Raw genomic sequence first — 24933 nt, 5'->3', positions numbered from 1 at the left:
AAGTTATGTCAAAGGCCAGAAGCGAGTACCGCATCCTGGTGGTCGACGACCAGAAGAGCATGCGCGGCCTGGCGACCTATTTCCTGAAGCAGATCGAGTTTCAGGACATAGACGAGGCGGAGAACGCCCGCGAAGCGCTGATGAAGATGCAGACCAAGCGCTACGATCTGCTGCTGCTCGACTGGAACATGGACGGCATGAGCGGCATCGACCTGCTGCGCGCCATCCGCTCGGTGCCGGAGCTCAACCAGATCAAGATCATCATGGCGACCTCGGAACGCTCGGTCGACAAGATGGACGAGGCGACCACCAACGGTGCCGACCATTATGTGGTGAAGCCCTATGAGCTGCGTGACCTCGAGGTCCGGGTGAAGAAGGTCCTCGCCTGCTGAATTTTTTGCTCGCGGGCCGTCCGCTCGCGAGAATTTGCCTTGCCCCTGCGCCCCGGAGCCGAAAGGCTGCCGGGGCGCATCCGTTTGCGCTCCGCCGACGTATCAGTGCGGAACGAGGGAGGCGAAGCATGGACAGGCGCTCGGTGATCTCCGGCCTCGGTGCGTTGGCGGCGATGCCGGGCGTGGCTTTCGCCCAGGCGCGCAGCGATGCCCACGCTTTCGGTTTCGACCGGCCGGGCGGAGGGCGACTAGCGCTCGGCGATTATCGCGGCCGGCCCATCCTCGTCGTCAACACGGCGACGCGCTGCGGCTATGCCGGCCAGATGGCAACGCTCGAGCAGCTCTGGCAGCGCTATCAGACGCGCGGCCTGATGCTGGTCGCGGTCCCGAGCAATGATTTCGGCGGGCAGGAACCACTCGATGGCGCTGCCATCGCCGAGGCGGCGCGGCAGAGCCATGGCGCGACCTATGCCTTCGTCGAGAAGACCGTGGTGCGCGGGCCGCAGGCGCATCCCTTTTATCGCTGGGCGGCGGCGGAGCGACCGACCGAGACGCCGCGCTGGAACTTCCACAAATACCTGATCGGCCGCGACGGCGCCTTGATCGGCGGTTTTCCGGCGGCGACCGACCCACTCTCGCCGCAGCTCGTGCGCGCGATCGGCGAGGAGCTGCAGGCGGGTTGAGTTTCGCCATTCCCGGCCTTTGGCGAGAGCGTCATTCTCGGGCGGAGCGAAGCTCAGACCCGAGAATCTCAGGTAAGACGAAGCGCGGGAGCCTCTTCCGGCATGAGATGCTCGGGTCAAGCCCGAGCATGACGTGCTTCTATTTCTTCGGCCGGAAAGCCGCGATCAAAGCCGGGTCGGTTTCGAGGTAGGGACCCTCGATCAGGTCGATGCAGTAGGGGATCGCCGGCATCACTGCGTCCAGGCATTCGGCAATCGCGCGGGGGCGGCCGGGCAGGTTGACGATCAGCGTCCTGCCGCGGATGCCCGCGGTCTGGCGCGAGAGGATCGCGGTCGGCACCTTGGCGAGGCTGACCTGGCGCATCAATTCGCCGAAGCCGGGCATCGGCTTCTCGATCACGTCCTCGGTCGCCTCCGGCGTGACGTCGCGCGGGGCCGGGCCGGTGCCGCCGGTGGTGACGACGAGGCAGCAGCCCTCGCGGTCGGCGAGTTCGATCAGGGTCTCGGCGATGAGCCTGCGATCGTCGGGGATGACGCGCGCGACCGCCTCCCACGGGGAGGTCAGCACTTTCGCCAGATAGTCCCGGATCGCGGGGCCGCCCTCGTCAGTGTAGACGCCGGCCGAGGCGCGGTCGGAGACGGTGACGATTCCAATCCGGGCAGCCGTAGTCATCGGGCATCTCCTGCGCAGCACCCCGGCTCTATCGGGCGGGAGGAAGGCCGGTCAAGCCGGCTCGCCAGCGCGCGGGCGCGCTCTTCAATCTGTTACTCAACGCCTTTTCGGAGGAGACGCCCGCCCCGACCGAGCCTTGACGGCCTCCCGCAGGCGCCGCAGCCACATCCGGCTGAAGGCGGCGACTTGCGCTGCGCCGGGCTTGCCGGGGCCGATGCGGATGATGGCGTTGGCCATCTCGCGGCGCTCGCCCCAGACATAGGTGCCGGGATCGACGCCTTCGCCCGCGCCGCTGTCGAAGAGGGCGGGCGGCGTGCCAGCGAGGTCGGCCTGGAGCATCGCGATCGTCAGGGTGCGGCCCGGTGAATGGCGCGCCTGCGCCTCGTCATAGGCGATCTTGAGGAAGTGGCGGCGGTCCCCGCTTTCGACGAGCAGGCCGGTGGCGAGCACCTGCCCGTCGAGCAGGAGGGTGTCGATCTGCAAGGCATCGTCGGCCGCGAAGAGCTCGGCCATGCGGCGGATATAGGCGGCGTCCGCCGGCAGGCAGGCTATCGCCGTCCCGGTCTCGCCCTTCCAGCCCGCAGCTTCGAGGGTGAGGAACGCATCGAGAGCGTCCAGCGCCGCGCGGCCGCGGCTGCGCCGGAAGGTCAGCGCGCCCTGCTTCGCCACGGCCCGGAACTGCTGCATCCGCTTCTTGTAGGCGGAGCCCAGCGCGCGCCGCAGATAACGTTCGGAGTCGTCGCCCGGCTGGGGGATCATGACGGGCCGGACCCAGCGCTCATAGGTCGAGATCCGGCTGCCGGTCTGGCGGCAGGCTTCCGCGAGGGTGGCGTAGCAGGGGCCGTCCAGGGGCAGGAGCGGCAGCAGCAGCGTATGCGGCAGATCGCCGGAGGCGACGAGATAACGCAGCAGGGCCCGGGCCGCATCCGCTGCATGGTCGCGGTCGAGCACGGGCAGGGAGGAGACTTCGTAGAGCGGCACCAGCGGCGCGGCGAGGGCGCTGGCGAAGCCGCTGCGCCAATCGCGCTCGCGCCGGAAGGCCCAGACGCCCACCAGTTGCTCGAAATCCAGCGCCTCGCTGAACCAGGCGCAGAGCACGATGATGTCGTCCTCAGGCACGAGCATCGTCGCGGCCGTGACGGCGCTCGGCGCCATATGCGGGTTGGGCTCCAGCGCGTGGCCGGCAAGCTCCGCGAAAGCTGGTCCCAGCTCCGCGTAGGCGGCCGGGCCGATGCGCCTGACGACGATTCCGGTGGTCAAGGTCGATGGCCGTCCCGGTTCAGCCGGCGCATCTCGCCACGCAGCGACAGCACGAAGGCGATGACCTGCGCGGTCGCCCGGTAGAGTTCCTCCGGGATCTGGTCGTCGAGCTCGACCGTCGAGAGGGCCTGGGCGAGGATGGCGTTCTGCTCGACGGCAACGTCGTGCTCGCGCGCGGTCGCGACGATGCGCTCGGCCAGTTCGCCGCGGCCCTTGGCGGTGACGCGCGGCGCCCCGTGCCCGTCATATTCGAGCGCGACGGCGATGCGGGGCGGCTGCGGCGCGCTCATGAGAGGCGATCCAGGAACTGGCCGGCCGTCGGCTGCATCACGCGCGGCTGGCCGGTATGGACATCGACGGCGCCGCTGGCGAAATCGGCATGGAGCAGGGCGCTCTCAAGGCCAGGTGCCGCGCCGCGCAGGATCTGGCTGGTTTCATCGCGTTCCGCCCAGAGCGTCACGCCGACATCGCGGCCCTGCAGGGTGACGACGCCTTGCAGCGGGCCCATCGGCTCGACATCGAGGGCGAAACGAATGCGCCAGAGCGGCGGGCTCACGCCCTGTACGTCCCGGCGCGGTGCCTCGCGCTCCACATGCAGGGGCAACATCGTGGTGCCGTGCTGGAAGGCGATGGGGATCTCGGCGAGCCAGCGTTGCGCCGGCTGGGTGCCGTCCTGGCGGGCTGGCTCCAGCGGCAGCGAGGCGTATTGCGTCAGCTTGATGCGGTCGAGCGCCGCCTCGGTCTGGCCGAGCAGGGTTTCGGCGATGGCGAGCGGCTTCTCGCCCGGCGCAAGCGTCGGCTCAGTGGCGGGTTGCGGCAGGAGCGGACCGTCGCGGCGGGGCGGGGCGGCACGGGCCGTTTGGTCCGCGGCGGTGCCCGGCGCGATCTCGGTGTGCTGCTCGGCCGCGAGCGCTGCGGCCGCGCGGTCCAATCGGGTCGCCTTCGAATCCGGGGAGAGGGATTCGACGATCGGCAGCAAGGTCTCGCGCAGCGCCTGCAGGCTGGCCTTCAGGTCGCCCTGTCGTGGTGGCGGCTCACCCGCCGCCTGGTGGGCCTCCATGAACAGTCCGGAGCTCTGGAACGCCTCCTTCAGGCGCTGCGCCGTGACAGGCTGGCGCTCGGCCGGCACGGCCTGGGCGAGCACGCGGTCGATCGCCGGCAGCAGGGTCTTGGGCAGTGCGAGCGCGATCGAACCTTCCGCGAGGCCGCGCAGATTGGCGAAAAGCGGGGCGAGGCTGTCCTGCCGCTGCAGCACGGCGCCGAGCAGGGGGCCGGCGAGCAGGCGTGCCGCGGCTGCGGTCAGGGCCGCTGGAATCGCAGGCATTGCCGCAGCAGCGGGTGCCGCGCCCTGCGGCACGGTCGCGGGTGCCGGGGCAGATGGTTCTGCGGTGGCGCGCGCCAGCTGAGCGGCTGCGACAGATATGGGTGGAGCGCTGCCAGCGGAGGGTTGCTGCGGGGCCTGATTCGGCTGCGGCGAGCTGGAAGCGGGCGGGGCAGCCGCGGGAGCGGGCAGGACGGCGGCAGGCGCAGCAGCAGAACCGGTCGCAGGCGGCGGCGTGAGGGGTTGCTGTGCGATCGGAGCGCCGGATGGCGAGGTTGGCGGGCGGACTTCCACCAGCGTGGCGCGTAAATCGCCGCCGGGCTGCTCGGGCGGGTCGAGCCGCAGGAGCAGCGTCGCCCCCGGCTGCAGCGCCGCTTGCCGTGCCTGCGGTCCGGCGAGGACGAGCGCGACCTTCGTGTCGCCGATCGCGGCCGTGGCCGTGCCGTCCGGCTCCAGCGAGAGCAGCTTCGCCTGTACCGTCCGGCCAGCCGTCAGCTCGCCTGCCGCGTCGAGCGCCTGCAGCAGGGTGGCGAAGGTCTGGCTCTTGACGAGCTGGGCGAGGTTCATCGGGCTGCCATGTGACGACAAGTCATTCTGTCAGGAAAGATTAAGCATTTCCTTGCCGTTGGCTGCGCTACGCAGGGCGCGCCTGCGTCATGGCCTCTGGAATCCACGGGGAGGCTGCGGCACGCTTCGCCATCTCCGATCCGAAGGATGACCGTCATGGATTATCGCCGCCTCGGCCGCTCCGGCCTCCAGGTCTCGCCGCTCTGCCTGGGCACGATGATGTTCGGCGGCCCGACCGACGAGGCAGCCTCGCGCCGGATCGTCGATCACGCCCGCGAAGCCGGGATCAATTTCATTGACACGGCCGATGCCTACAATGAGGGGCGCTCGGAGGAGATCACCGGCAGGGCTATCGCCGCCAACCGCTACGACTGGGTGCTGGCGACCAAGGTGGCCAATGCGATGGGGCCGGGGCCGATGAGCGGCGGGCTGTCGCGCCGCTGGATCATGCAGGCCTGTGAGGACAGCCTGCGCCGGCTCGGCACCGAGACGATCGACATCTATTACCTCCACAAGGAGGACCGTCAGACGTCGCTGAAGGAGACGGTACATGCGATCGCCGACCTCGTCCGGCAGGGCAAGATCCGGCATTTCGGCGTCTCGAACTACCGCGCCTGGCGGCTGGCCGAGATCTGCCGGCTCTGCGACGAGCTCGGCATCGACCGACCTGCCGTGAGCCAGCCCTATTACAACGCGATGAACCGCATGCCCGAGGTCGAGCATCTGCCGGCCTGCGGCTATTTCGGGCTCGGCGTAGCCTCCTATTCGCCGCTGGCGCGCGGCGTTCTGACGGCGAAATACGCACCCGGTCAGGCACCGGCGGAGGGCACGCGCGCCGGGCGTGGCGACCGCAGGATCATGCAGGCCGAATGGCGCGAGGAGAGCCTCGTCATCGCCCGGACGATCAAGGAGCATGCCGCCAGGAAGGGGCTGACGCCGATCCAGTTCGCGGTGCGCTGGGTGCTGAACAACGCCTTCCTCACGGCAGCCATTGCCGGCCCGCGCACCTTCGAGCAGTGGGAGGCCTATCTCGCGGCGCTCGATGCCGATTTCGACAAGGAGGACGAGGCGCTGGTCGACAGCCTCGTGCCGCCGGGCCACCCCTCGACGCCGGGCTATTCCGATCCGGCCTATCCGCTGGAAGGGCGGGTCAGCCGCGCGGGATAGCGCTGCGCCACTCCTTGTTCGGGGTTCAATGCCGATGGAACCCATCGCCGTCATCCCGGGCTTGACCCGGGATCCATGCCGGAGCGCTTCCAATCACGGTTCAGGCCTGGATCCCGGCTCTGCGCTTTGCTCCGGCCGGGATGACCTGCGTTTCCATCGCAACACCGCATGCTCTAGGTTGGGGCACCGGTTGAGGTGAGCCGGCGCGAAGGAGGACGGATGGCGGCCGAGGCAGGATTGACGGGCGACCTCGTGAAGGTCGTGGCGCTGCTCGGCGCGGGCGTCGTCGCGGTTCCGATCTTCCGCAAGCTGGGTCTCGGCTCCGTGCTCGGCTATTTCGGCGCGGGCATCGTCATCGGCCCCTTCGGCCTCGGGCTGTTCTCCAACCCGGAAGGCATCCTGCATATCGCCGAATTCGGCGTGGTGATGTTCCTCTTCGTCATCGGCCTGGAGATGCAGCCCTCGCGGCTATGGGGGCTGCGGCGCAGCATCTTCGGGCTGGGCATCGCGCAGGTTCTCGCCTGCGGCTTCCTGCTGACGCTGTTCGGCATGGCCGGCGGACTCGACGTCAAGGTCGCCTTCATCGCGGCGATGGGCTTCGTGCTGTCCTCGACCGCCGTGGTCATGCAGATGCTGAACGAGCGCGGCGAGACCTCGACGCCGCAGGGCCAGAAAGCCGTCTCGATCCTGCTGCTGGAAGACCTCGCCATCGTGCCGCTGCTCGCGATCGTCGCGCTGCTGTCGCCGCAGCGCGGCAGCGCCGAGCACGCCTGGGTTTCCTTCGCCATCGCCGGCGGGGCGCTGGGCGGGCTGATCGCGGCGGGGCGCTGGCTGCTAAACCCGATGTTCCGCGTGCTGGCGGCCGCCGAGGCCCGCGAGGTGATGACCGCCGCGGCGCTTCTCGTCGTGCTCGGCGCGGCGCTCGCCATGCAGCTCGGCGGGCTGTCGATGGCGATGGGCGCTTTCCTCGCCGGTGTGCTCCTGTCGGAATCCACCTTCCGCCATCAGCTGGAAGCCGACATCGAGCCGTTCCGCGGCATCCTGCTCGGCCTGTTCTTCCTCGCCGTCGGCATGTCGCTCGACCTCGCCGTCGTCTCGCACGAGTGGCGGCTCGTCCTGGTGGCCGTCATCGGCTTCATGGCGGTCAAGGCGCTCGGCATCTTCATCGTCGCTAAGGTCTTCGGCTCGGACTGGCGCGAGGCGATCACGCGCGTCGCCCTGTTCTCGCAAGGCGGCGAATTCGCCTTCGTGCTCTACGCGGCTGCGGCCGCGGCCGGCATCTTCGATCCGCGCATCACCGCCATCGCCAGCGGCACCGTCATCATCTCCATGGCGCTGACGCCGCTGCTGGCGCTGGCGCTCGACCGCTTCCTGCCGGCGCCCAAGACCGATCTCGACGGCATCGAGGTGGCCGATGGCTTGCGGGCGCAGGCGCTGATCGTCGGGTTCGGCCGCTTCGGCCAGGTCGCCAGCCAGGCGCTGCTTGCCCGCGGCATCAGCGTTTCGATCATCGACTTCGACGTCGACATGATCCGGGCGGCGTCGCAGTTCGGCTTCAAGCTCTATTACGGCGACGGGACGCGGCGCGATATCCTCCATGCCGCCGGGGCCGAGCGGGCCGAGGTGATCGTGGTCTGCGTCGAGCGGCGGCAGACGGCGGATGCGATCGTGCAGTTGGCGCAGGCCGAATTCCCGCATGCCAAGCTGTTCGTGCGCGCCTATGACCGGGGCCATGCGCTCGACCTGGTCCATGCCGGCGTCGACTACCAGATCCGCGAGACCTTGGAATCGGCGATGGTCTTCGGCACGGCGCTGCTCAAATGCCTCGGCGTTCCCGCGGACGAGGCCGAGGAGATCGAGGCGGATGTGCGTCGGCGCGACGAGGAACGCTTCGATCTGCAGCTGGCGGGAGATTTCTATGCGGGGCGCGAGCTTTTGCGGCACAACACGCCGACGCCGACGCCGCTGACCAAGCCGAAGCGGCCGGGGCAGATTCCGGCCAACCTGCCTGACGATCTCGGCGGCGACTACTGAAGAGCCCGGCTCAGTTCAGGATGCAGAAGCCGCCGACCACGATATCGGTCCGGCACCAGGGCTTCTGGGCGCCTTCATTGGCGGTCAGGCGCAGCAGGACGGGCTCCTCGCGCGGCGTGTCGGCGGGCGGGAAGGGCACTCGCTCGGGCTTGCCGGCTTCCGCGGCCTTGGCGCCTGCGATACCTGCCGCGCCGGGAACGATGACGATGCCGCGGCTGGTCTTGGTGGCGGGAGCGGACCCGCCGCGCCCGGAGCGGAAGCGGGCGGCCTCGGCCTGGATGGGCAGCAGGGCGGCGACAGCGAGCAGGCAGGCGAAGGCGGCGATGCGGCGCATGGAGCGGTCTCCCGATTGCAGGCAGGATGCCGCGATCGGCCGCTACGGCAAGGAAAGCCTGGGATCAGCCTCAGCGAGGCGTTAACGGCGAGGATCAAGCCGCGGCGTCGCGCGGCTGAGTCAGGCTGTCCCAGGCCGCCATGGCTCCGCGCACGATCGCTTCCAGCGTTGCGCGCGAAGCGCCGTCGCGGGCCTGGATCGACATGCCCTGCTGGACAGTGACGTAATAGCTCGAGATCGGGTGCGTATCGAGCGAAGCGGGCAGTTCGCCTGCCGCGATGGCCCGGTTCAGCCGCTCCGCGATCATCTTGACGCTGCCGGCCCTCATTTCGCGCAGGATGCGGCTCGTCTCCTCGCCGACGCCGACCGCGTTGACCGCCGAGAGCACGACCATGCAGCCGGGCGGGCGACCCGGCCGGGTGAAGGTCGCGGCGCTCGCCATGAGATAGCCCTCGATCGCCGCCCGCGCTGTCCGCGCGTCGCTCAAGGGCGCGAGGATGTCGTCGCTTTCGGTTGCGGCGAAATGGCCGATGGCCTCGCGATAGAGCTCCTCCTTGCTGCCGAAGGCGGCATAGAGGCTCGGCGAGTTGATGCCCATGGCGTCGGTGAGGTCGCTCATCGACGCAGCCTGGTAGCCGCGATCCCAGAATACATCCATGGCGCGCTCCAGCGCGGCCCGTCGGTCGAAACTGCGTGGACGGCCTCGCTCGGCCATGCCGCCTGCTCCTTTAAGTTATTCTGTGTCGATCGATATATATTTCTCTTGACGCCCTTGAGCAAGCGCCTCATGTATTTATGTATCGATCGTAACATAAATGGAGTTTCCCATGTCACGCCTTGCTGGAAAGCGCGCGCTCGTCACTGGCGGCAGCCGCGGAATCGGCGCTGCCATCGCCAAGCGGCTGGCCGCCGAAGGCGCAGATGTCGCGCTGACCTATGAGCGTTCGGCCGACAAGGCGGCCGAAATCGTCAGGGCGATCGAGGCTCTCGGCCGCAAGGGCGTCGCGGTGGCGGCCGACAGCGCCGATCCCGAAGCGGTGAAGCGCTCGGTCAATGAGGCGGCGAAGGCGCTCGGCGGGCTCGATATCCTCGTCAACAATGCCGGCATCTATCGCGGCGGCCCGGTCGCGGATTGGAGCCTCGCCGATATCGACGCCACGCTCGCGGTGAACGTCCGCGCCGTGGTGCTGGCCTCGCAGGCTGCCGCCGCGCATCTGGGCGAGGGCGGCCGGATCATCTCGATCGGCTCCTGTCTCGCCGACCGCGTTGTCGAGCCCGACATCACGCTCTACGCGATGAGCAAGGCGGCGCTGATCGGTTTCACCAAGGGGCTGGCGCGCGATCTCGGCCCTCGCGGCATCACCGTCAACATCGTCCATCCCGGCTCGACCGATACCGACATGAATCCGGCCGATGGTCCGGGCGCCGAGGCGCAGCGGTCGCGCATGGCGATCCCGCGCTATGGCAGGCCGGAGGATATCGCCGGGGCCGTCGCCTATCTCGCCAGCGATGAGGGCCGCTTCATCACCGGCGCCGGCTTCGCCATCGACGGCGGCGTCAACACCTGAATGGCGGCAAGGACTCAATGCCCGGGCAGCACGATCATGGTGGGCTTCGCCGGCAGCGTGGCCTTGCTCAGCGTGATCGTCGACTGCCCGCGGCGCTCGACCGGCCAGAGGTCCTGCGTCCGGGCGAGGAAGCGGTTCAAAGTGCCGCCGCCGAAGAAGTGCATGGGGATCATGACGCGGGCCTGGACCGTCTTCAGCACCTCCAGCATGCCGTCCTGGTCGAGCGTGTAGCTGCCGTCGACCGGGAAGAGAACGATGTCGACGCGGCCGAGCGCGCGCAGATGGCCCGGTTCCAGCGGGTGATGCAGGTGGCCGAGATGGGCGATGCAGAGCTCGCCGATCTCGAAGACGAAGATCGAGTTGCCGTCATAGTCGGTGCCGCCGTCATAGCTGCGGATATTGGTCGGCACATTGCGGACGCGGACGTCGCCGAGCGTGACATCGTGTTTCGCCGCGCCCTGTCCCGAAACGTCCCAGCCGGGCAGCACGCGCTTGATGGCGGGGTCGGGGCTGCGGGAATTATGGGTCGAATGCGCCTTGTTCATCGTGGCGATGTCGGGCGTGACCGGCGGACGGACATAGTCGTTGTAGTCCGTGGCGATCTTCATCCCGCCCGGCGTCTCGATCAGGAAGGTCGCGTGGCCGACGAAGGTGAGCCGCACCTCGTCCTTCGCCAGGTTGATACGCTGGATCGGCAGCTTCAGGCTCGCCATCTCCGGCCGGCAGCCCGGCTCTTCAGACTGGGCGTGGACCGATGCGGGGGCAAAGCCGAAGGCGGCGGCGACGAAAGCCAACAGGCCGAAGGTGCGCGACAGATTCATCGACCGGCTCCCGCGTTTCACTCGTCTGCGACGATCAGGCAAATGGCGGGCCGTGGGAAGCGCTCTGGCGGTTTCGTGAACCGAACCGCTCCGGGCGTTTCAGTCCGGCCGGATCTCGACATGCGCGCCAGCCAGGCGGCGGTACAGCTTCCTGCGGCGCAGGATCGGCACCCAGTCGTAGAGAAACATCTCGGCCGGGCGCCAGATCACCACCCAGCCGATGATGATCAGGCTTTCCTGGAAGACGCGCGCGAAGGGGCCTTCGCTGCCTTGCGTCAGCAGCCAGCTGAGAAACAGGCAGGCGGCAAGGCCGGCAAAGCCGATGGCGAAGGCCAGGCGCCCGTCGCGAAACAGCTCGCGCAGGGCCTGGGTTTCCGTGCGCGCTCGGCTGGCGAACCAGCTGGTGATCGCCGTCGCGAGATCGGGCACCGGCCGGTCGGCGGCATCGGCCCTTTCGAGATGGATCACGATCGCGATCGGCGCGTCCTTCGGCAGGTCGCGCGCCCAATCGACGATATACGCATCGGCCTCCGCCGCGATGTCGCCCTCGCGGAAGGGGAAGGGGTCGAGCGTGTTGAAGAGCTGCGCGCCGTCGCGGAGCCTGAGTTCGATCGTGGCCTTGCCGTTCTGCTCTGACATGTCGGATGGGCCCCGGCCGGTTTGCGCCTGCATTGTTCAGGACGCGCTCGCCCGCCGCAATCGTCCGATGCGGTTGCGGCCAGCGGCGCCGCTCGCTACATAGCGGCCAGATTTCCCGACATCTCGTCGCCAAGCGCCTGAAAGCGGAGCCCGCTCGCCCCATGTCCCGCCAGTTCATCTACCATATGCGTGGCCTGTCCAAGACCTATCCGGGCGGCAAGCAGGTGCTGAAGGACATCCACCTGTCCTTCTACCCGGACGCCAAGATCGGCGTGCTCGGCGTTAACGGCGCCGGTAAATCGACCCTGCTCAAGATCATGGCAGGGTTCGACAAGGAGTGGACCGGCGAGGCCTGGGTCGCGGAGGGCGCGCGCGTCGGATACCTGCCGCAGGAGCCGAAGCTCGATGAGACGCTGAACGTCCGCGACAACATCATGCTCGGCGTCGCGCCGCAGAAAGCGATCCTCGACCGCTACAACGAACTCGCCATGAACTATTCGGACGAGACCGCCGACGAGATGACCAATCTCCAGGACGAGATCGAGGCCAAGGGGCTGTGGGACCTCGATTCCAAGGTCGACCAGGCGATGGATGCGCTGCGCTGCCCGCCTGACGACTGGGAGGTCGGCAAGCTCTCGGGCGGTGAGCGCCGCCGCGTCGCGCTGTGCAAGCTGCTGCTGGAGCAGCCCGAGCTGCTGCTGCTCGACGAGCCGACCAACCATCTCGACGCCGAGACCACTGCCTGGCTCGAAGGCCATTTGCGCAGCTATCCGGGCGCGATCCTGATCGTCACCCACGATCGCTACTTCCTCGACAACGTCACCAGCTGGATCCTCGAGCTCGATCGCGGCCAGGGCATCCCCTACGAGGGTAACTACTCGGCCTGGTCGGTGCAGAAGCAGAAGCGGCTCGCCCAGGAAGGCCGCGAGGACGTCTCGCGCCAGAAGACGCTGGAGCGCGAGCAGGAGTGGGTTTCGGCCTCGCCCAAGGCCCGGCAGGCCAAGAGCAAAGCCCGCATCCAGCGCTATGACGAGCTGGTGCAGAAGGCCTCGAACAAGGGCCCTGACACTGCCCAGATCATCATCCCGATCGCGGAGCGGCTCGGCAACAATGTCGTCGATTTCGAGGATTTGTCGAAGGGCTTCCAGGACAAGCTGCTGATCGACGGGCTGTCCTTCAAGCTGCCGCCGGGCGGCATCGTCGGCGTGATCGGTCCCAACGGCGCCGGCAAGACGACGCTGTTCAAGATGATCACCGGCGTCGAGAAGCCCGATGCCGGCACCATCAAGATCGGCGAGAGCGTCCAGCTCGGCTATGTCGACCAGAGCCGCGACTCGCTCGACGACAAGAAGAACGTCTGGGAGGAGATCTCGGGCGGCAACGACATCATCTATCTCGGCAAGAAAGAGATCAATTCGCGGGCCTATTGCTCGGCCTTCAACTTCAAGGGCGGCGACCAGCAGAAGAAGGTCGGCTCGCTCTCGGGCGGCGAGCGCAACCGCGTCCACCTCGCCAAGATGCTGAAGAGCGGCGCCAACGTCCTGCTGCTTGACGAGCCGACCAACGACCTCGACGTCGACACGCTCAGGGCGCTGGAAGAGGCGCTGGAGGATTACGCGGGCTGCGCCGTGATCATCAGCCACGATCGCTGGTTCCTCGACCGCATCGCGACCCACATCCTCTCCTTCGAGGGCGACAGCCATGTCGAGTGGTTCGAGGGCAACTTCGCCGAGTACGAGGAAGACAAGAAGCGCCGGCTGGGCATCGACTCCACGATCCCGAAGCGGATTCAGTACAAGAAGTTCACGCGCTAAGGCGCCGTCTCGGAAGCAGAAAGCCCCGCGGCACCAAGCGTGCCGCGGGGCTTTTCTTTTGGACGGAGTGGGTGGGAAAATCCGGTGCCGCGAATGTCCGAGATGGGGGGAGCGGATCAAGCGATTTGCGAAATATGGCCACTCACGAGCATTTCGACAGGAGTTCAGTCGAGCTGTGAGGCCGCGCGCCGGGTAAGCGGCTTCCGTAACCGTTACAGCGCTGCACGACAGCGGACACCGTTCTACGCTCCTTCGGCGCAAGGCGCAGGCTATCTACGCCGACCCCGAGGGATGTGGTGGAGGACATGTCGTGGAATCCAAGGATGAACGCTCTTCGAAGAACGCTGCCTTAAATCGACGCTCGATGCTTCTCGGCGGGACCGTGCTCGCGGCGACGTCGAGTTATCTTGCCGGCGCGCCGGTCCAGACGGCGCAGGCCCAGCAACCGGCGCCCGCTCCAGCTGCATCGGCCGGCGGAAGAAAGCCCAATATTCTCGTCATCTTCGGCGACGACATCGGCGTCCCGCAGGTCAGCGCCTACACGATGGGGATGATGGGTTACCGCACCCCCAATATCGACCGTATCGCCAGTGAAGGCGCGATCTTCACCGACGCCTACGGGCAGCAGAGCTGCACGGCCGGGCGCGCCTCCTTCATCATCGGGCAGGAACCGTTCCGCACTGGCCTTCTGACGATCGGCATGCCTGGCGATCCGCACGGCATTGCCGAGTGGATGCCGACGATCGCCGACGCGCTGAAGACAGCTGGCTACGCCACCGGCCAGTTCGGCAAGAACCATCTCGGCGACCGCGACGAGCACCTGCCGACGCGGCATGGATTCGACGAGTTCTTCGGCAATCTCTATCACCTGAACGCCGAGGAAGAACCCGAGGGCTACTTCTACCCGAAGGACCCGGCCTTCAAGCGCCAGTACGGCCCACGCGGCGTGATCAAATCGAGCGCGGACGGCAAGATCGAGGATACCGGCCCGCTCGACACCAAGCGCATGCCGACCGTCGACGAGGAATTCCTGGCCGGTGCCAAGGATTTCATCGACCGGCAGGTGAAGGCTCAGAAGCCGTTCTTCTGCTGGTTCAACTCGACGCGCATGCACGTCTTCACCCATCTCAAAAAAGAATCGGTGGGCAAGACCGGCATGGGCATCCATGCCGACGGCATGGCCGAGCATGACGGGCATGTCGGGCAGCTTCTCAAGCAACTCGACGATCTCGGCATCACCGACAATACCATCGTGCTCTACACCACCGACAACGGCGCCGAGATCGCGCTCTGGCCGGACGGTGCGATGACGATGTTCCGCGGCGAGAAGGGCACGACCTGGGAAGGCGGCTTCCGCATTCCCATGATGGTGCGCTGGCCGGGCGTGGTGAAGCCCGGCACGCAGGTCAACGAGATGATCACGCTGATGGATTGGTTCCCGACCTTCTGCGCCGCCGCCGGCCTCGGCGACGTCAAGGAGAAGATGAAGACCGGCTTCCAGAGCGGCAACAAGACCTTCAAGGTCCATCTCGATGGCTACAACTTCATGCCCTTCCTGAAGGGCGACGAGAAGAAGGGGCCGCGCGAGACGGTGTTCTACTTCGACCAGGGCGGCAATCTCAATGCGCTGCGCTGGAATGACTGGAAGGTCAGCTTCGCTGTTGCCAGCGAAGGCAATATCGCGACCGCCACGCGAGAAGTGACCTCATGGGCGATGATCACCAATCTCCGCATGGATCCCTATGAGCGCGGCATGAAGGAGGGCGGCGAGTCGATGAAGTTCTTTGGCCAGCAGATGTGGCTGCTGGTGCCGGTCCAGACCAAGGTGAAGGAGTTCTTCTCCGACTTCGGCCAGTATCCCTACCAGGCCGGCAGTTCGCTGAACGCCTCCGGCATCAACTACGGGCTGTTGCAGCAGCAGTCCGCCCTGAAGCGCCTGAACGAGCTGGAACGCCTCGCGCCGAGATAAGCCCGGTATCGAAGGCGAGGCGCTACGCCAAGGTGCCTCGCCTTCGATCGGAGAAATCTCTGTCAAGTCCCGCAGCCGCTGTAACGGTTACGGCCGACGCGTTTACAACGTCCATGCCGCAGACGCAGCGAGCGCCCCTCAGGGCTGCTCAAGCCAGGGCTGCCCATCTGCAGAAGCCAACGCAAATTCCAGCGCGTATAGGGACGTCGTCGACCACAGGGTAGTGTCGTCTGCAACGAGTCGGAAGCGGACATTGGCAAAGCGGCAACGTCGCTTGGCAATCCGATTTCGATACCGTCGTTCGAGGTCGCCCGGCTAATTTACTATGGCTCCTGCACGGCGGATTTGATCGCGTCATTCACAAGGTAGTTTATCGCTTTCCATTGATGTAGATAGCCAATACGATAGCTTACCTGCGCAATCGAATTGAATTCTTTAATAACAAATGCCTGAGTGCATCTGTGTTTTTGTATAGGAGAATTCTCATAAGTGCATGATATTATGTTACTAGAACGCAGAATATCCCTGCCATCATGATATATATCTGTAATTCCAAGCGCTTCATTTCCATATATATTTCTGAGAGGTCCGATTTCTTTTAGTTTAAATTTGGTGCCTCTATGTTCTCTTGGGTATTGTTTTCTTTCACCAATCCTAGAAAAAGAATCTATAAACGCCATAAATCTATCGTCAACACTTCTTTCCTGAGGGTTGCTCGCAGATGAATTAATTGTAATTGTGAGGCGGTCATCCGGGTTTTGAGATGAAGATTCACCCAATTTCAGAAAAGCTTCAAAGTCGGAATATTTGGCCTCAAGGAGCAATGATATTGCAAACGGCTGCTGGCAGCTCGGCTGAGGGAAGTTTTTGCCGAAGCCGGAGCAATTAATTCGCCCTATTGGATGAACAAGTTGCAACGGGAAACGAAGAGTTACAATGTCGGATGGAGCGCTTCGCGCCCACCGAACCATCCAGTAGCGCTCACCGTTTGCTCCGACTGCTTCCCACTGGTTATTGCAGTATGGCTGTGCAGCCGGGCAAGAACGTTGTGGCGTGACCCGTGTGTCAGCCGATTGGCTCCAGGCCACCTGTACGCACAGGCTGGCGGCGACAGTGATGGACGCAAGCAGCTTGATCATCAGAGCAGTCGAAATCCTCAGAGGCGTCGCGCCTCGCGACACAATTCCTCCTATGTAAAATTTCCGTAATGGGTCGAAAGCAGACTCCGTTTATGGGCGCCCGATGCCCGATAGAATAGCGGCGATCAGGCAGAAAGCCCCAGCCAGCACCGCGGCCATGGCGAGAGCGGGCACCAAGGTAGCGAAGTTGCCAGCGCCGACGCCGGATGAATAGCGGCGGGCGAAATAGCCAGCGGTAACGAGCATCAGGATCGCACCGCCGATCAAGCTTGCGCCAACAATGTTGAATGCGTGGGCTGTCATGGCTTCAGTCGTGGCCCTGCCTCGTCGGCATCCTGGTAGGACGTTACTGCTACTGGACGGATGTCCGCAACGGGTCGCGAGCGGACCTGCCACGAAATTGGCTGCCGCCGAGTTCGGTTGCGTCCTGCCGCCCGGGCGCAGTGACCGGAGCCTTCAGCGCTTCCTGGCCACGAGGAAGGGCCGCGGGTCCCGGCCGCGCGAGGCATGGTGGGCACGCTCGACGATCTCGAAGCCCGCCGCCGCGATCTCGCGCTCCAGCTCTCCCGCGGACAGGGACGACACATAGGGAGCCTTGCGGAGGAGCTGCATGACGGGCACGGCGATGCGCACGATCGGGTTCATCTCCTTCAGGCACGGCGTCTTGGAGATGAACAGCCCGCCGGGCTTCAACAGCCGGCGGATGCCGCTCAAGGCTGCTTCCCGCGCCGCCACCAGATGCAGGACGTTGAAGCCGAGCGCGATGTCGAAGGTCTCGTCCGGCCAAGGCGCCGCATCGGGAGAGGCAACCGCGAATTCGACGTTGGCGTGCTTCCCGGCCTCGGCCCTTTCGCGTGCGATGGCGATCATGCCGCCGGATATGTCGGTCCCGACGATGCGGGCGAGGGAAGGGGCGAGCCTGAGCGCCGTCGTCCCCGTGCCGCAACCGAACTCGAATGCGGTCTCCTGGCCCTTGAGATAGTGCCGCGTGCGCTCGAGCGTGCGCTCATAGCCGGCCATATCCGCGATCGGACCGGCAGCGTATTTGCGGGCGACGCGATCCCAGAAGCGCGGATCGTTTGCGGCGCGGACCATGGCGGCGGCGGGGGGCGCGAGGGCGGTCAGCTCGCCAGCCGCTTCATCGCCCCTTCGCGCCCGCCGACGAGGATGTTCTGGTCGACATCCCTGATGTCGCGCAGGCCGCAGAGCGCCATGGTGACGTCGAGCTCCTTGCGGATGATGTCGAGCGCGGCGGTAACGCCCTGCTCGCCCATGGCGCCGAGCCCGTAGAGGAAGGCGCGTCCGATGAAGGTGCCCTTCGCGCCGAGTGCGATCGCCTTGAGCACGTCCTGGCCGGAGCGGATGCCGCCATCGAACAATACCTCCATGCGGCCGCCGACCTGCTCGACGATGCCGGGCAGGGCCTCGATCGAGGACAGCGCGCCGTCGAGCTGGCGGCCGCCATGGTTCGAGACGATGAGCGCGTCGGCGCCGCTCTTGGCCGCCATCTCGGCATCCTCAGGATCGAGGATGCCCTTGAGGATCAGCTTGCCGTCCCACTGATCCTTGATCCACCGGACGTCGTCCCAGTTCAGCTTCGGGTCGAATTGGCTGGCGGTCCAGGAGGAGAGCGAGGACATGTCGGCGACGCCGGTGACGTGGCCGACGATGTTGCCGAACTGCCGGCGCGGCGTGTCCAGCATTTTCAGGCACCAGCGCGGCTTGAAGGCGAGGTTGATCAGGTTGGCGATGGTCGGCTTCGGCGGGGCGGAAAGGCCGTTGCGGATGTCCTTGTGGCGCTGGCCGAGGACCTGCAAGTCGAGCGTCAGCACCAGCGCCGAGCAGCCGGCCGCCTTGGCGCGCTGGATCAGGCGGGAGATGAACTCGCGGTCCTTCATCACGTAGAGCTGGAACCAGAACGGAGCGCTGGTGTGGTTCGCCACGTCCTCGATCGAGCAGATGCTCATGGTCGAGAGGGTGAAGGGCACGCCGGCCTTGGCGGCCGCGCGGGCGGCGAGGATCTCGCCATCGGCGTGCTGCATGCCGGTGAGGCCGGTGGGCGCGAGCGCGACCGGCATCGCGACGGGCTGGCCGATCATGTCGGAGGCGAGCGAGCGGTCGGTCATGTCGACGGCAACGCGCTGGCGCAGCTTGATCTTGGCGAAGTCGGTCTCGTTCGAGCGGTAGGTGCCCTCGGTCCAGGCGCCGGAATCGGCGTAATCGTAGAACATGCGCGGCACACGGCGCTTGGCCAGAATGCGCAGGTCTTCGATGGTCAGGGGCTGGGCCATGTCTCGTCTCGCCGTTCGCTTCCCGTCAGTTCTTCGGGTTGGACTCGCATGACGGACGGCGGCGCGCAACCTCATGCGCAGCAGGGCGATCTGCGTCAGGAGACAGCCATGTAGCGGCCCGGCTTGTGGTTCATCGCCAGGATGGCGTTGATCACGAGCGTGCCGACCAGGGACAGCGCGACCTTGTCGAGCGGCAGCAGGAAAAGCGCGGCGGCGAAGATCGCGCCGTCGATCGCGAGCTGGACCCAGCCGGCGCGCAGGCCATGACGCTCCTGCAGGTAGAGCGCGAGGATGTTGACCCCGCCGATTGCGGTGCGGTGGCGCGCCAATGCCAGCAGGCCGAGGCCCATCGCGACGCCGCCGACGATCGCGGCATAGAGCGGCGCGACCGCCTCGATGCGGAACCAGCCCGGCGTCGCCCAAACGAAGAGCGAGATCAGGGCGACGGCCGCGACGGTGCGCAGCGTGAAGGCGAAGCCCATCCGCCGGAAGGCGAGCCAGTAGAACGGCAGGTTGATGACGAAGAAGAGCAGGCTGAAATCGGCGCCTATGGCGAATTGCAGCAGCAGGGCGAGCCCGGCCGCGCCGCCGGTCAGCACCGTGGCCTTGGTGAAGAGCACGATGCCGAAGCTGATCATCAGCGTGCCCAGCGGCAGGGCGAGCAGATCTTCGTAGAGGCGGTGTCTGTGCGGCATGGCTGCGATGGTGGTCTGAGACATTGCGAGCCCTGTATCGGCTGACGACTTCATGCGCCAGAGGCCATGCAACGGTTGAGCCAGAGGGAGCGATCCTGTAGGGCGCAGGCTGCTTGATGGCCTTATCGCTTGGGGATTCCCTTCATGGTTCTGCGGCTCGTCGCTGCCCTTCTGCTGTTCTGCACGGCCTCCGCTGCCTTCGCGCAGCAGCCCGTGGCCTGGAAAACGGGGCGGGAGGCGCGCGAGATCGAACGCAAGGTCGACGCACTGATCGGGCGGATGACGCTGGAGGAGAAGGTCGGCCAGCTCCACCTCTCGGGCCGGGGCGAGGGCTTCGACATCAACAAGGTCCGCAGCGGCGACATGGGCGCGGTGATGAACTTCGTCGTGCCGGCCGAGGTTCTGGCGGTGCAGAAGGCGGTGCGCGAGAGCCGCCTGAAGATACCGCTGATCATCGGGCTCGACGCCGTCCACGGTTTCTCGACCTATTTCCCGCTGCCGCTCGGCCAGGCTTCGAGCTGGAATCCGGCGCTGATCGAGCAGGCCGCCTATTGGACCGGGCGGGAGGCCTCGGCCGCCGGCATCAACTGGACCTTCGCGCCGATGGTCGATATCTCGCGCGATCCGCGCTGGGGCCGCGTGCTCGAAGGGGCGGGCGAGGATGCGTGGCTCGGTTCGGTCGTCGCGACGGCGCGCACCCTCGGCTATCAGCGCGGCGGCGTCGCGACCTCGGTGAAGCATTTCGTCGGTTATGGCGCTGCCGAGGCGGGCCGCGACTACAACTCGACATGGATCCCGACGAGCCAGCTCTTTGACCTCTATCTGCCGCCGTTCAAGGCGTCGTTCGAGGCCGGCTCGATGACGGCCATGGCGGCCTTCAACGCCCTGAACGGCGTGCCGGCGACGGCGCATAAGGGCATGCTGACCGATCTGCTGCGCGGGAAATGGGGTTTCCGCGGCTTCGTCACCTCCGATTTCGGCTCGATCACGGAGCTGAGGCTGCACGGCATAGCCCGCGACGATGCGGAAGCCGCGCGCAAGGCGCTGATCGCCGGCATCGACATGGACATGATGGGAGACGTCTACCACAAGCACCTCGCCAACGAGGTCCGCGCCGGGCGCGTGCCGGTGAAGGTGCTGGACGAGGCGGTCCGGCGCGTGCTGCGCGTGAAATACCATCTCGGCCTGTTCGAGAAGCCGGATGTCGACCCTGCCGCCGCACCGAAGCTGATGCAGACGGAAGCGGCCCGCGAGGTCGCGCTGCAGGCGGCGCGCGAGGGCGCGATCCTCCTCAAGAACGCCGACCAGACGCTGCCGATCCGCGATACGGTGAAATCGGTCGCGGTGATCGGCGCCATGGCGGTGCCGGAGGATGAGCGAGTCTGGACCGATCCGGCGGGGCTGGGGCGGCGCGTCATCACCTCCCTGCCGGACGCGCTGCGCGAGCGGCTGCCGAAGGATGTCGCGATCAACTACCAGCCGGCCTTCGCCAAGAATTGCGGCACGGAATTCGCCGACAAGGAGGCCACGCTCCGCGTCGCGGCGGAAAGCGATCTGGTCGTCGCCATGCTCGGCGAGGACTGCGAATTCATGGGGGAGGCAGCCTCGCGCACCAAACTCGAGCTTCCCGGCGTGCAGCAGGAACTGCTCGAAGCGCTGGTCAGGACCGGCAAGCCGGTGGTGCTGGTGCTGGCGACGGGCCGGCCGCTCGTGCTGACCTGGGCGAGCGAGCATGTCGCCGCGATCCTGCAGACCTTCCATGGGGGCACGGAGGGGCGCACGGCCATCGCCGACATCCTGACCGGGCGCTACAACCCGTCGGGCCGGGTGCCGATGAGCTTCCCGCGCTCGGTCGGGCAGATCCCGGTGTATTACAACCAGCTCCCGACCGGCCGCCCGGAAAAGATCCGCCAGCGCTACGAGTCCATCTTCATGGACGAGCTCAACGAGCCGCTCTACCCCTTCGGCTACGGGCTGTCCTACAGCCGCTTCACCTATGCCGATCCGCGCGTCTCGGCTTCCTCGATGGCGCTGACGGGTGTGGTCGAGGTTTCGGTCGATGTCACCAATGCCAGCTCGCGCGACGGGCAGGAGGTGGTACAACTTTATATCCGCCAGCCGGTGGCGAGCCTGTCGCGGCCGCTGCGCGAATTGAAAGGCTTCGAGAAGGTGATGGTCAAGGCCGGAGAGACGAAAACCGTGCGTTTCAGGCTGGAAGCCGCGAAACTCGGCGCCCATGACGAACAGGGACGCTACGTCGTCGATCCCGGCGAGGTCGAAATCTACCTGGGAGGTTCATCCCGCGCCGCAGCGAAAACGCAGGTGATCCTGACCAAGTCTTGATCGATCAGCCGTTCGACTGCTCGGTGTTTAATCTCGACAAGGATGGGTTTTCGGTCAATCCTTCCATTGCCGGCTTACACGCTAGGGCACGCGCCGATCAAATCGCAACGCGACCTGTTCGGATCACGCGTTCTCTATCAGTAGCTTGGAGGCGGATTCCCCGACCAGGTTGGTTCAACCTGATCGGATCCGGCTCGAGGGCGTGCGGGCCGGCAGGCGCGACTTCGAGGGATGTGGCGATGGCGACCGGAACCGTCAAATGGTTCAACACTGAGAAGGGGTATGGCTTCATTCAACCGGCAGAAGGCGGCAAGGACGTGTTCGTCCATATCACCGCCGTCAAGGAAGCCGGGATGATGACGCTGACGGAAGGGCAGAATGTGTCGTTCGAGCTGAAGACCGAACGCGGCAAGACCGCGGCGGGCGATCTGAAAGTGCTCTGAACGTTATTTCTGCTGCCGATAGACGCCTGCCGCGCATGGTTCAGGGCGTGACAGGCTCGTGCTTGCCATAATGACCGGATCGGCGCTGCGTTGCCGAATCCGGCGTGATGTCGGCCTTTGCCGGAAGAGATGCACCGAAAGCCCCGTCAGGCCTGAGCCTGCGGGGTTTCGGGCTTGGACATCCGAGGGATGCGCGGAGCCGGGCGGCGTTTCGCAGTCGACGGCTGCGTGCCGATGTCGAGTCGATGTCGATGGTGTCGAACAGCGACGACCTCGCGCTGCCCGGCTCCGCGCACGGGTATCTGGGGGTTCCGCTTCGTTCTGGGTTCCGGCGAAGGAGCGGGCCTGCCTGTTGGGCCCGGACGAAGTCGGCACCTCCGCGCTATCGCATCGGATGCTTCCGATGCGATATTGGATAAATCGATCACCGTTATCGCGTCCAATCGGACGCGCGGCGATCGAGCGGACCCGCAACGGTCCGGGACGCGAAGCCCGCAAACCCATCCGGCCCACGATGCCTCGCGAAGCCCCTCGGTCGGATAGGACGCGCGCAGGATAGGCATGGGTTCGCGGGGCGGGGATAAGTTTGGGCTCAGCGGCGCCGCCGGGCCGAGGCGTCATGCTCGGGCTTGACCCGAGCATCTCTTGCTTCAGGAGTTTCCTGCGCCCGTTCTGATGGAGATGCTCGGGTCAAGCCCCGAGCATGACGCGGCAACGGCGCTGATGCCGTATTTTGCGACGGTTGGGGCCATTCGCTCCGTCCTGTTTTCCGCACGATAATCCGCTTGCACGAACAGTCCTTTTGACATAAAGATATCTTTATATCTTTTTCTCGAGCCGAGGGAGTGCGAACGCGTGCGGCAGCCGACGGCATTGTCCTCCGATGTGCTTCTCGCCGGCTTGCGAGCCGCGGGCGAGGAGACCCGCCTGCGCATTCTCGCGCTGCTGTCCGAGGGCGAGCTCTCGGTTTCGGACCTGACCGATATCCTCGGCCAATCGCAGCCGCGTATCTCGCGCCATCTCAAGCTTCTGGCCGAGGCCGGGCTGGTCCGGCGCTCGCGCGAGGGGGCTTGGGCCTTCTTCCGGCTCGACGAGACCGGGCCGGGCGGCGCCTTCGCCGCTTCGCTCGCGGCCTGGCTCGATCTGAGTGACCCGGTGCTCGCCGCCGATCGCGAGCGGCTCGCCGCCGTGCGGACGACGCGGGCGGAGGCAGCGCAGAGCTATTTCGCCAGTGTCGCGCGCGACTGGGACCGGCTGCGCAGCCTGCATGTGCCGGACCATGCCGTGGAGGCGGCCGTCGAGGAGGCGGTCGGCGAGGGCACACCCGGCGCCATGCTCGATCTCGGCACCGGCACCGGCCGGATGCTGGAGCGGATCGCGCCGAAGTTCGGCCGCGCCGTCGGCGTCGACGCCAACCATGCGATGCTGGCGGTGGCGCGCGCCAATCTGGAGCAGGCTGGGCTTTCGCGCGTCGAGCTCAGGCAGTGCGACATCTACGCGCTGCCCTTCGCGCGCGGCTCCTTCGACCTCGTCGTCATCCATCAGGTGCTGCACTTCCTCGACGATCCCGCACGCGCCGTGCGCGAGGCGGCGGCGATGCTGGCGCCGGGCGGGCGATTGATCGTCGTGGATTTCGCCCCGCACGACATGGAATTCCTGCGGACCGAGCATGCGCATCGCCGGCTCGGCTTCTCGCGCGTGCAGATTGCGGGCTGGTTCGCGGAGGCCGGCCTCGCCTGCGACCTTTCCCGCGAAGTCACCCTGGCCGATGGCGGCTCCGGCCAGCTTCCGGTCATGCTCTGGCGCGGACGCGACCGGCGCGTCCAGGCCGATCCCCCGGTTCGTACGATCGATTTCGAGGTTGCGTGATGAACGCCTTTCGCCCCAGCCGTCACGGCACGCGCCGCCCCCGCGTCTCCTTCGAGTTCTTCCCGCCCAAGACGGCGGAGATGGAAGTCGCGCTGTGGGAATCGGTGCGCCGGCTCGAGCCGCTCGCTCCGGGCTTCGTCTCGGTGACCTACGGCGCCGGCGGCTCGACCCGCGAGCGCACCCACGCCACCGTCAAGCGCATGGTCGAGGAGACCGGGCTGAAGCCGGCCGCGCATCTGACCTGCGTCTCGGCTTCGCGGGCGGAAGTGGACGACGTCATCCGCTCCTATTGGGATGCCGGCGTGCGCCATGTCGTGGCGCTGCGCGGCGACCCGGCCGGCGGCCTCGGCACGACCTACGAGCCGCATCCGGAGGGCTATGACCAGACCTCCGATCTCGTCGCGGGCCTGAAGCGCATCGGCGATTTCGAGGTCACCGTCTCCGCCTATCCGGAGAAGCATCCGGAGGCGGCCTCGCTCGATGCCGATATCGACGCGCTGAAGAAGAAGGTCGATGCCGGCGCGACGCGGGCTATCACCCAGTTCTTCTTCGATAACGACGTCTATTTCCGCTACCTCGACAAGGTCCGCGCCAAGGGCATCGAGATCCCGATCCTGCCCGGCATCGTTCCGGTCCAGAACTTCAAGCAGACGGCGAATTTCGCCCGCAAGACCGGCGCCAGCGTGCCGCAATGGCTGGCCGACCGCTTCGAGGGGCTGGAAGACGATGCCGCGACGCGCCGGCTGGTAGCGGCCGCCGTCTGCGCCGAGCAGGTGCTGGACCTGATCGACCGAGGCGTCGGCGACCTGCATTTCTACACGATGAACAAGGCCGACCTCGTCTATGCCATCTGCCATCTCGTCGGCTTGAAGCCCGAGAAGCCGGCGGCGCAGGCGGTGGCGGCGGAGTAA

Annotated in this window: 24 protein-coding genes; 11 read left to right on the top strand and 13 right to left on the bottom strand. The window is 66.4% G+C overall.

Going from position 1 to position 24933, the window contains the following annotated elements; translation table 11 throughout:
* The first annotated feature begins 5 nt into the window (after positions 1–5).
* Both AC2FAN_RS22880 and AC2FAN_RS22875 read left to right on the top strand, forming a co-directional pair.
* On the top strand, positions 6–392 hold the full coding sequence (locus AC2FAN_RS22880) for a response regulator (RefSeq protein WP_110488895.1): 387 nt from the start codon (positions 6–8) through the stop codon (positions 390–392).
* A 128-nt stretch (positions 393–520) separates the two neighbouring features.
* Positions 521–1075: a glutathione peroxidase gene (locus AC2FAN_RS22875; RefSeq protein WP_485176458.1), complete on the top strand. Its 555-nt coding sequence runs from the start codon at positions 521–523 to the stop codon at positions 1073–1075.
* Between the two features lie 139 nt (positions 1076–1214).
* On the opposite strand, the gene mog is transcribed toward AC2FAN_RS22875, so the two are convergent.
* The 4 genes from mog to fliK all read right to left on the bottom strand — a co-directional run bounded on the left by mog (position 1215) and on the right by fliK (position 4896).
* Positions 1215–1748: a molybdopterin adenylyltransferase gene (gene mog / locus AC2FAN_RS22870; RefSeq protein WP_485176457.1), complete on the bottom strand. Its 534-nt coding sequence runs from the start codon at positions 1746–1748 to the stop codon at positions 1215–1217.
* A 96-nt stretch (positions 1749–1844) separates the two neighbouring features.
* On the bottom strand, positions 1845–3008 hold the full coding sequence (locus tag AC2FAN_RS22865; protein ID WP_485176455.1) for a GNAT family N-acetyltransferase: 1164 nt from the start codon (positions 3006–3008) through the stop codon (positions 1845–1847).
* Positions 3005–3298, bottom strand: coding sequence for an EscU/YscU/HrcU family type III secretion system export apparatus switch protein (locus AC2FAN_RS22860; protein WP_265054211.1), 294 nt, complete (start codon positions 3296–3298; stop codon positions 3005–3007). Before AC2FAN_RS22860 ends, AC2FAN_RS22865 begins: the two co-directional genes overlap by 4 nt.
* Complete coding sequence (gene fliK, locus AC2FAN_RS22855) at positions 3295–4896, bottom strand: flagellar hook-length control protein FliK (RefSeq protein WP_485176454.1); 1602 nt, start codon at positions 4894–4896, stop codon at positions 3295–3297. The genes AC2FAN_RS22860 and fliK overlap by 4 nt, the downstream gene beginning before the upstream one ends.
* A 156-nt stretch (positions 4897–5052) precedes the next feature.
* On the opposite strand from fliK, the gene AC2FAN_RS22850 reads away from it, so the two are divergent.
* Positions 5053–6063 (top strand): aldo/keto reductase, encoded by a 1011-nt coding sequence (locus tag AC2FAN_RS22850; protein ID WP_485176453.1) that lies wholly within the window; start codon positions 5053–5055, stop codon positions 6061–6063.
* A gap of 219 nt (positions 6064–6282) precedes the next feature.
* Positions 6283–8097 carry a monovalent cation:proton antiporter-2 (CPA2) family protein gene (locus AC2FAN_RS22845; protein WP_485176452.1) on the top strand — a complete coding sequence of 605 codons (1815 nt, stop codon included), beginning with the start codon at positions 6283–6285 and terminating at the stop codon, positions 8095–8097.
* 10 nt (positions 8098–8107) lie between these two features.
* Here the strand turns inward: AC2FAN_RS22845 and AC2FAN_RS22840 are convergent, their stop codons facing one another.
* Complete coding sequence (locus AC2FAN_RS22840; RefSeq protein WP_485176451.1) at positions 8108–8431, bottom strand: hypothetical protein; 324 nt, start codon at positions 8429–8431, stop codon at positions 8108–8110.
* 94 nt (positions 8432–8525) lie between these two features.
* Positions 8526–9146, bottom strand: coding sequence for a TetR/AcrR family transcriptional regulator (locus AC2FAN_RS22835; protein WP_485176450.1), 621 nt, complete (start codon positions 9144–9146; stop codon positions 8526–8528).
* Positions 9147–9258: 112 nt separating this feature from the next.
* Here AC2FAN_RS22835 and AC2FAN_RS22830 point away from each other — a divergent pair, with 112 nt between their 5' ends.
* Positions 9259–9999: an SDR family NAD(P)-dependent oxidoreductase gene (locus tag AC2FAN_RS22830; RefSeq protein WP_485176449.1), complete on the top strand. Its 741-nt coding sequence runs from the start codon at positions 9259–9261 to the stop codon at positions 9997–9999.
* Between the two features lie 14 nt (positions 10000–10013).
* Here the strand turns inward: AC2FAN_RS22830 and AC2FAN_RS22825 are convergent, their stop codons facing one another.
* Both AC2FAN_RS22825 and AC2FAN_RS22820 read right to left on the bottom strand, forming a co-directional pair.
* Positions 10014–10820 (bottom strand): MBL fold metallo-hydrolase, encoded by an 807-nt coding sequence (locus AC2FAN_RS22825; RefSeq protein WP_265054204.1) that lies wholly within the window; start codon positions 10818–10820, stop codon positions 10014–10016.
* A gap of 99 nt (positions 10821–10919) precedes the next feature.
* Entirely contained in the window at positions 10920–11459 is a 540-nt protein-coding gene (locus tag AC2FAN_RS22820) for a hypothetical protein (protein ID WP_476805602.1), read from the bottom strand.
* A 161-nt stretch (positions 11460–11620) separates the two neighbouring features.
* Here AC2FAN_RS22820 and ettA point away from each other — a divergent pair, with 161 nt between their 5' ends.
* Both ettA and AC2FAN_RS22810 read left to right on the top strand, forming a co-directional pair.
* Positions 11621–13273 carry an energy-dependent translational throttle protein EttA gene (gene ettA, locus AC2FAN_RS22815; RefSeq protein ID WP_265054202.1) on the top strand — a complete coding sequence of 551 codons (1653 nt, stop codon included), beginning with the start codon at positions 11621–11623 and terminating at the stop codon, positions 13271–13273.
* A 364-nt stretch (positions 13274–13637) separates the two neighbouring features.
* Entirely contained in the window at positions 13638–15242 is a 1605-nt protein-coding gene (locus AC2FAN_RS22810) for an arylsulfatase (RefSeq protein WP_476805603.1), read from the top strand.
* Positions 15243–15565: 323 nt separating this feature from the next.
* On the opposite strand, the gene AC2FAN_RS22805 is transcribed toward AC2FAN_RS22810, so the two are convergent.
* From AC2FAN_RS22805 to AC2FAN_RS22785, 5 genes are all read right to left on the bottom strand, one after another.
* The gene (locus tag AC2FAN_RS22805; RefSeq protein WP_485176446.1) at positions 15566–16381 is read right to left on the bottom strand and encodes a hypothetical protein; all 816 of its coding nucleotides are present in this window, start codon (positions 16379–16381) and stop codon (positions 15566–15568) included.
* Positions 16382–16471: 90 nt separating this feature from the next.
* Positions 16472–16684: a hypothetical protein gene (locus AC2FAN_RS22800; RefSeq protein ID WP_485176444.1), complete on the bottom strand. Its 213-nt coding sequence runs from the start codon at positions 16682–16684 to the stop codon at positions 16472–16474.
* Positions 16685–16837: 153 nt separating this feature from the next.
* Positions 16838–17476: a class I SAM-dependent methyltransferase gene (locus AC2FAN_RS22795; protein WP_485176442.1), complete on the bottom strand. Its 639-nt coding sequence runs from the start codon at positions 17474–17476 to the stop codon at positions 16838–16840.
* Positions 17477–17502: 26 nt separating this feature from the next.
* Complete coding sequence (locus tag AC2FAN_RS22790; RefSeq protein ID WP_485176441.1) at positions 17503–18672, bottom strand: alpha-hydroxy acid oxidase; 1170 nt, start codon at positions 18670–18672, stop codon at positions 17503–17505.
* A 95-nt stretch (positions 18673–18767) separates the two neighbouring features.
* Complete coding sequence (locus AC2FAN_RS22785; protein ID WP_265054200.1) at positions 18768–19391, bottom strand: YitT family protein; 624 nt, start codon at positions 19389–19391, stop codon at positions 18768–18770.
* 120 nt (positions 19392–19511) lie between these two features.
* Here AC2FAN_RS22785 and AC2FAN_RS22780 point away from each other — a divergent pair, with 120 nt between their 5' ends.
* From AC2FAN_RS22780 to metF, 4 genes are all read left to right on the top strand, one after another.
* On the top strand, positions 19512–21710 hold the full coding sequence (locus tag AC2FAN_RS22780) for a glycoside hydrolase family 3 N-terminal domain-containing protein (protein ID WP_485176440.1): 2199 nt from the start codon (positions 19512–19514) through the stop codon (positions 21708–21710).
* Between the two features lie 239 nt (positions 21711–21949).
* Positions 21950–22153, top strand: a complete 204-nt coding sequence (locus AC2FAN_RS22775; RefSeq protein ID WP_265054198.1) for a cold-shock protein — start codon at positions 21950–21952, stop codon at positions 22151–22153.
* Between the two features lie 855 nt (positions 22154–23008).
* Positions 23009–24022 (top strand): ArsR/SmtB family transcription factor, encoded by a 1014-nt coding sequence (locus AC2FAN_RS22770; protein WP_265054197.1) that lies wholly within the window; start codon positions 23009–23011, stop codon positions 24020–24022.
* On the top strand, positions 24022–24933 hold the full coding sequence (gene metF, locus AC2FAN_RS22765; RefSeq protein ID WP_265054196.1) for a methylenetetrahydrofolate reductase [NAD(P)H]: 912 nt from the start codon (positions 24022–24024) through the stop codon (positions 24931–24933). Before AC2FAN_RS22770 ends, metF begins: the two co-directional genes overlap by 1 nt.

Source organism: Allobosea sp. RIT-PG3_2, from assembly GCF_057321085.1.
This window is presented reverse-complemented; position numbering and strand designations above follow the sequence as displayed.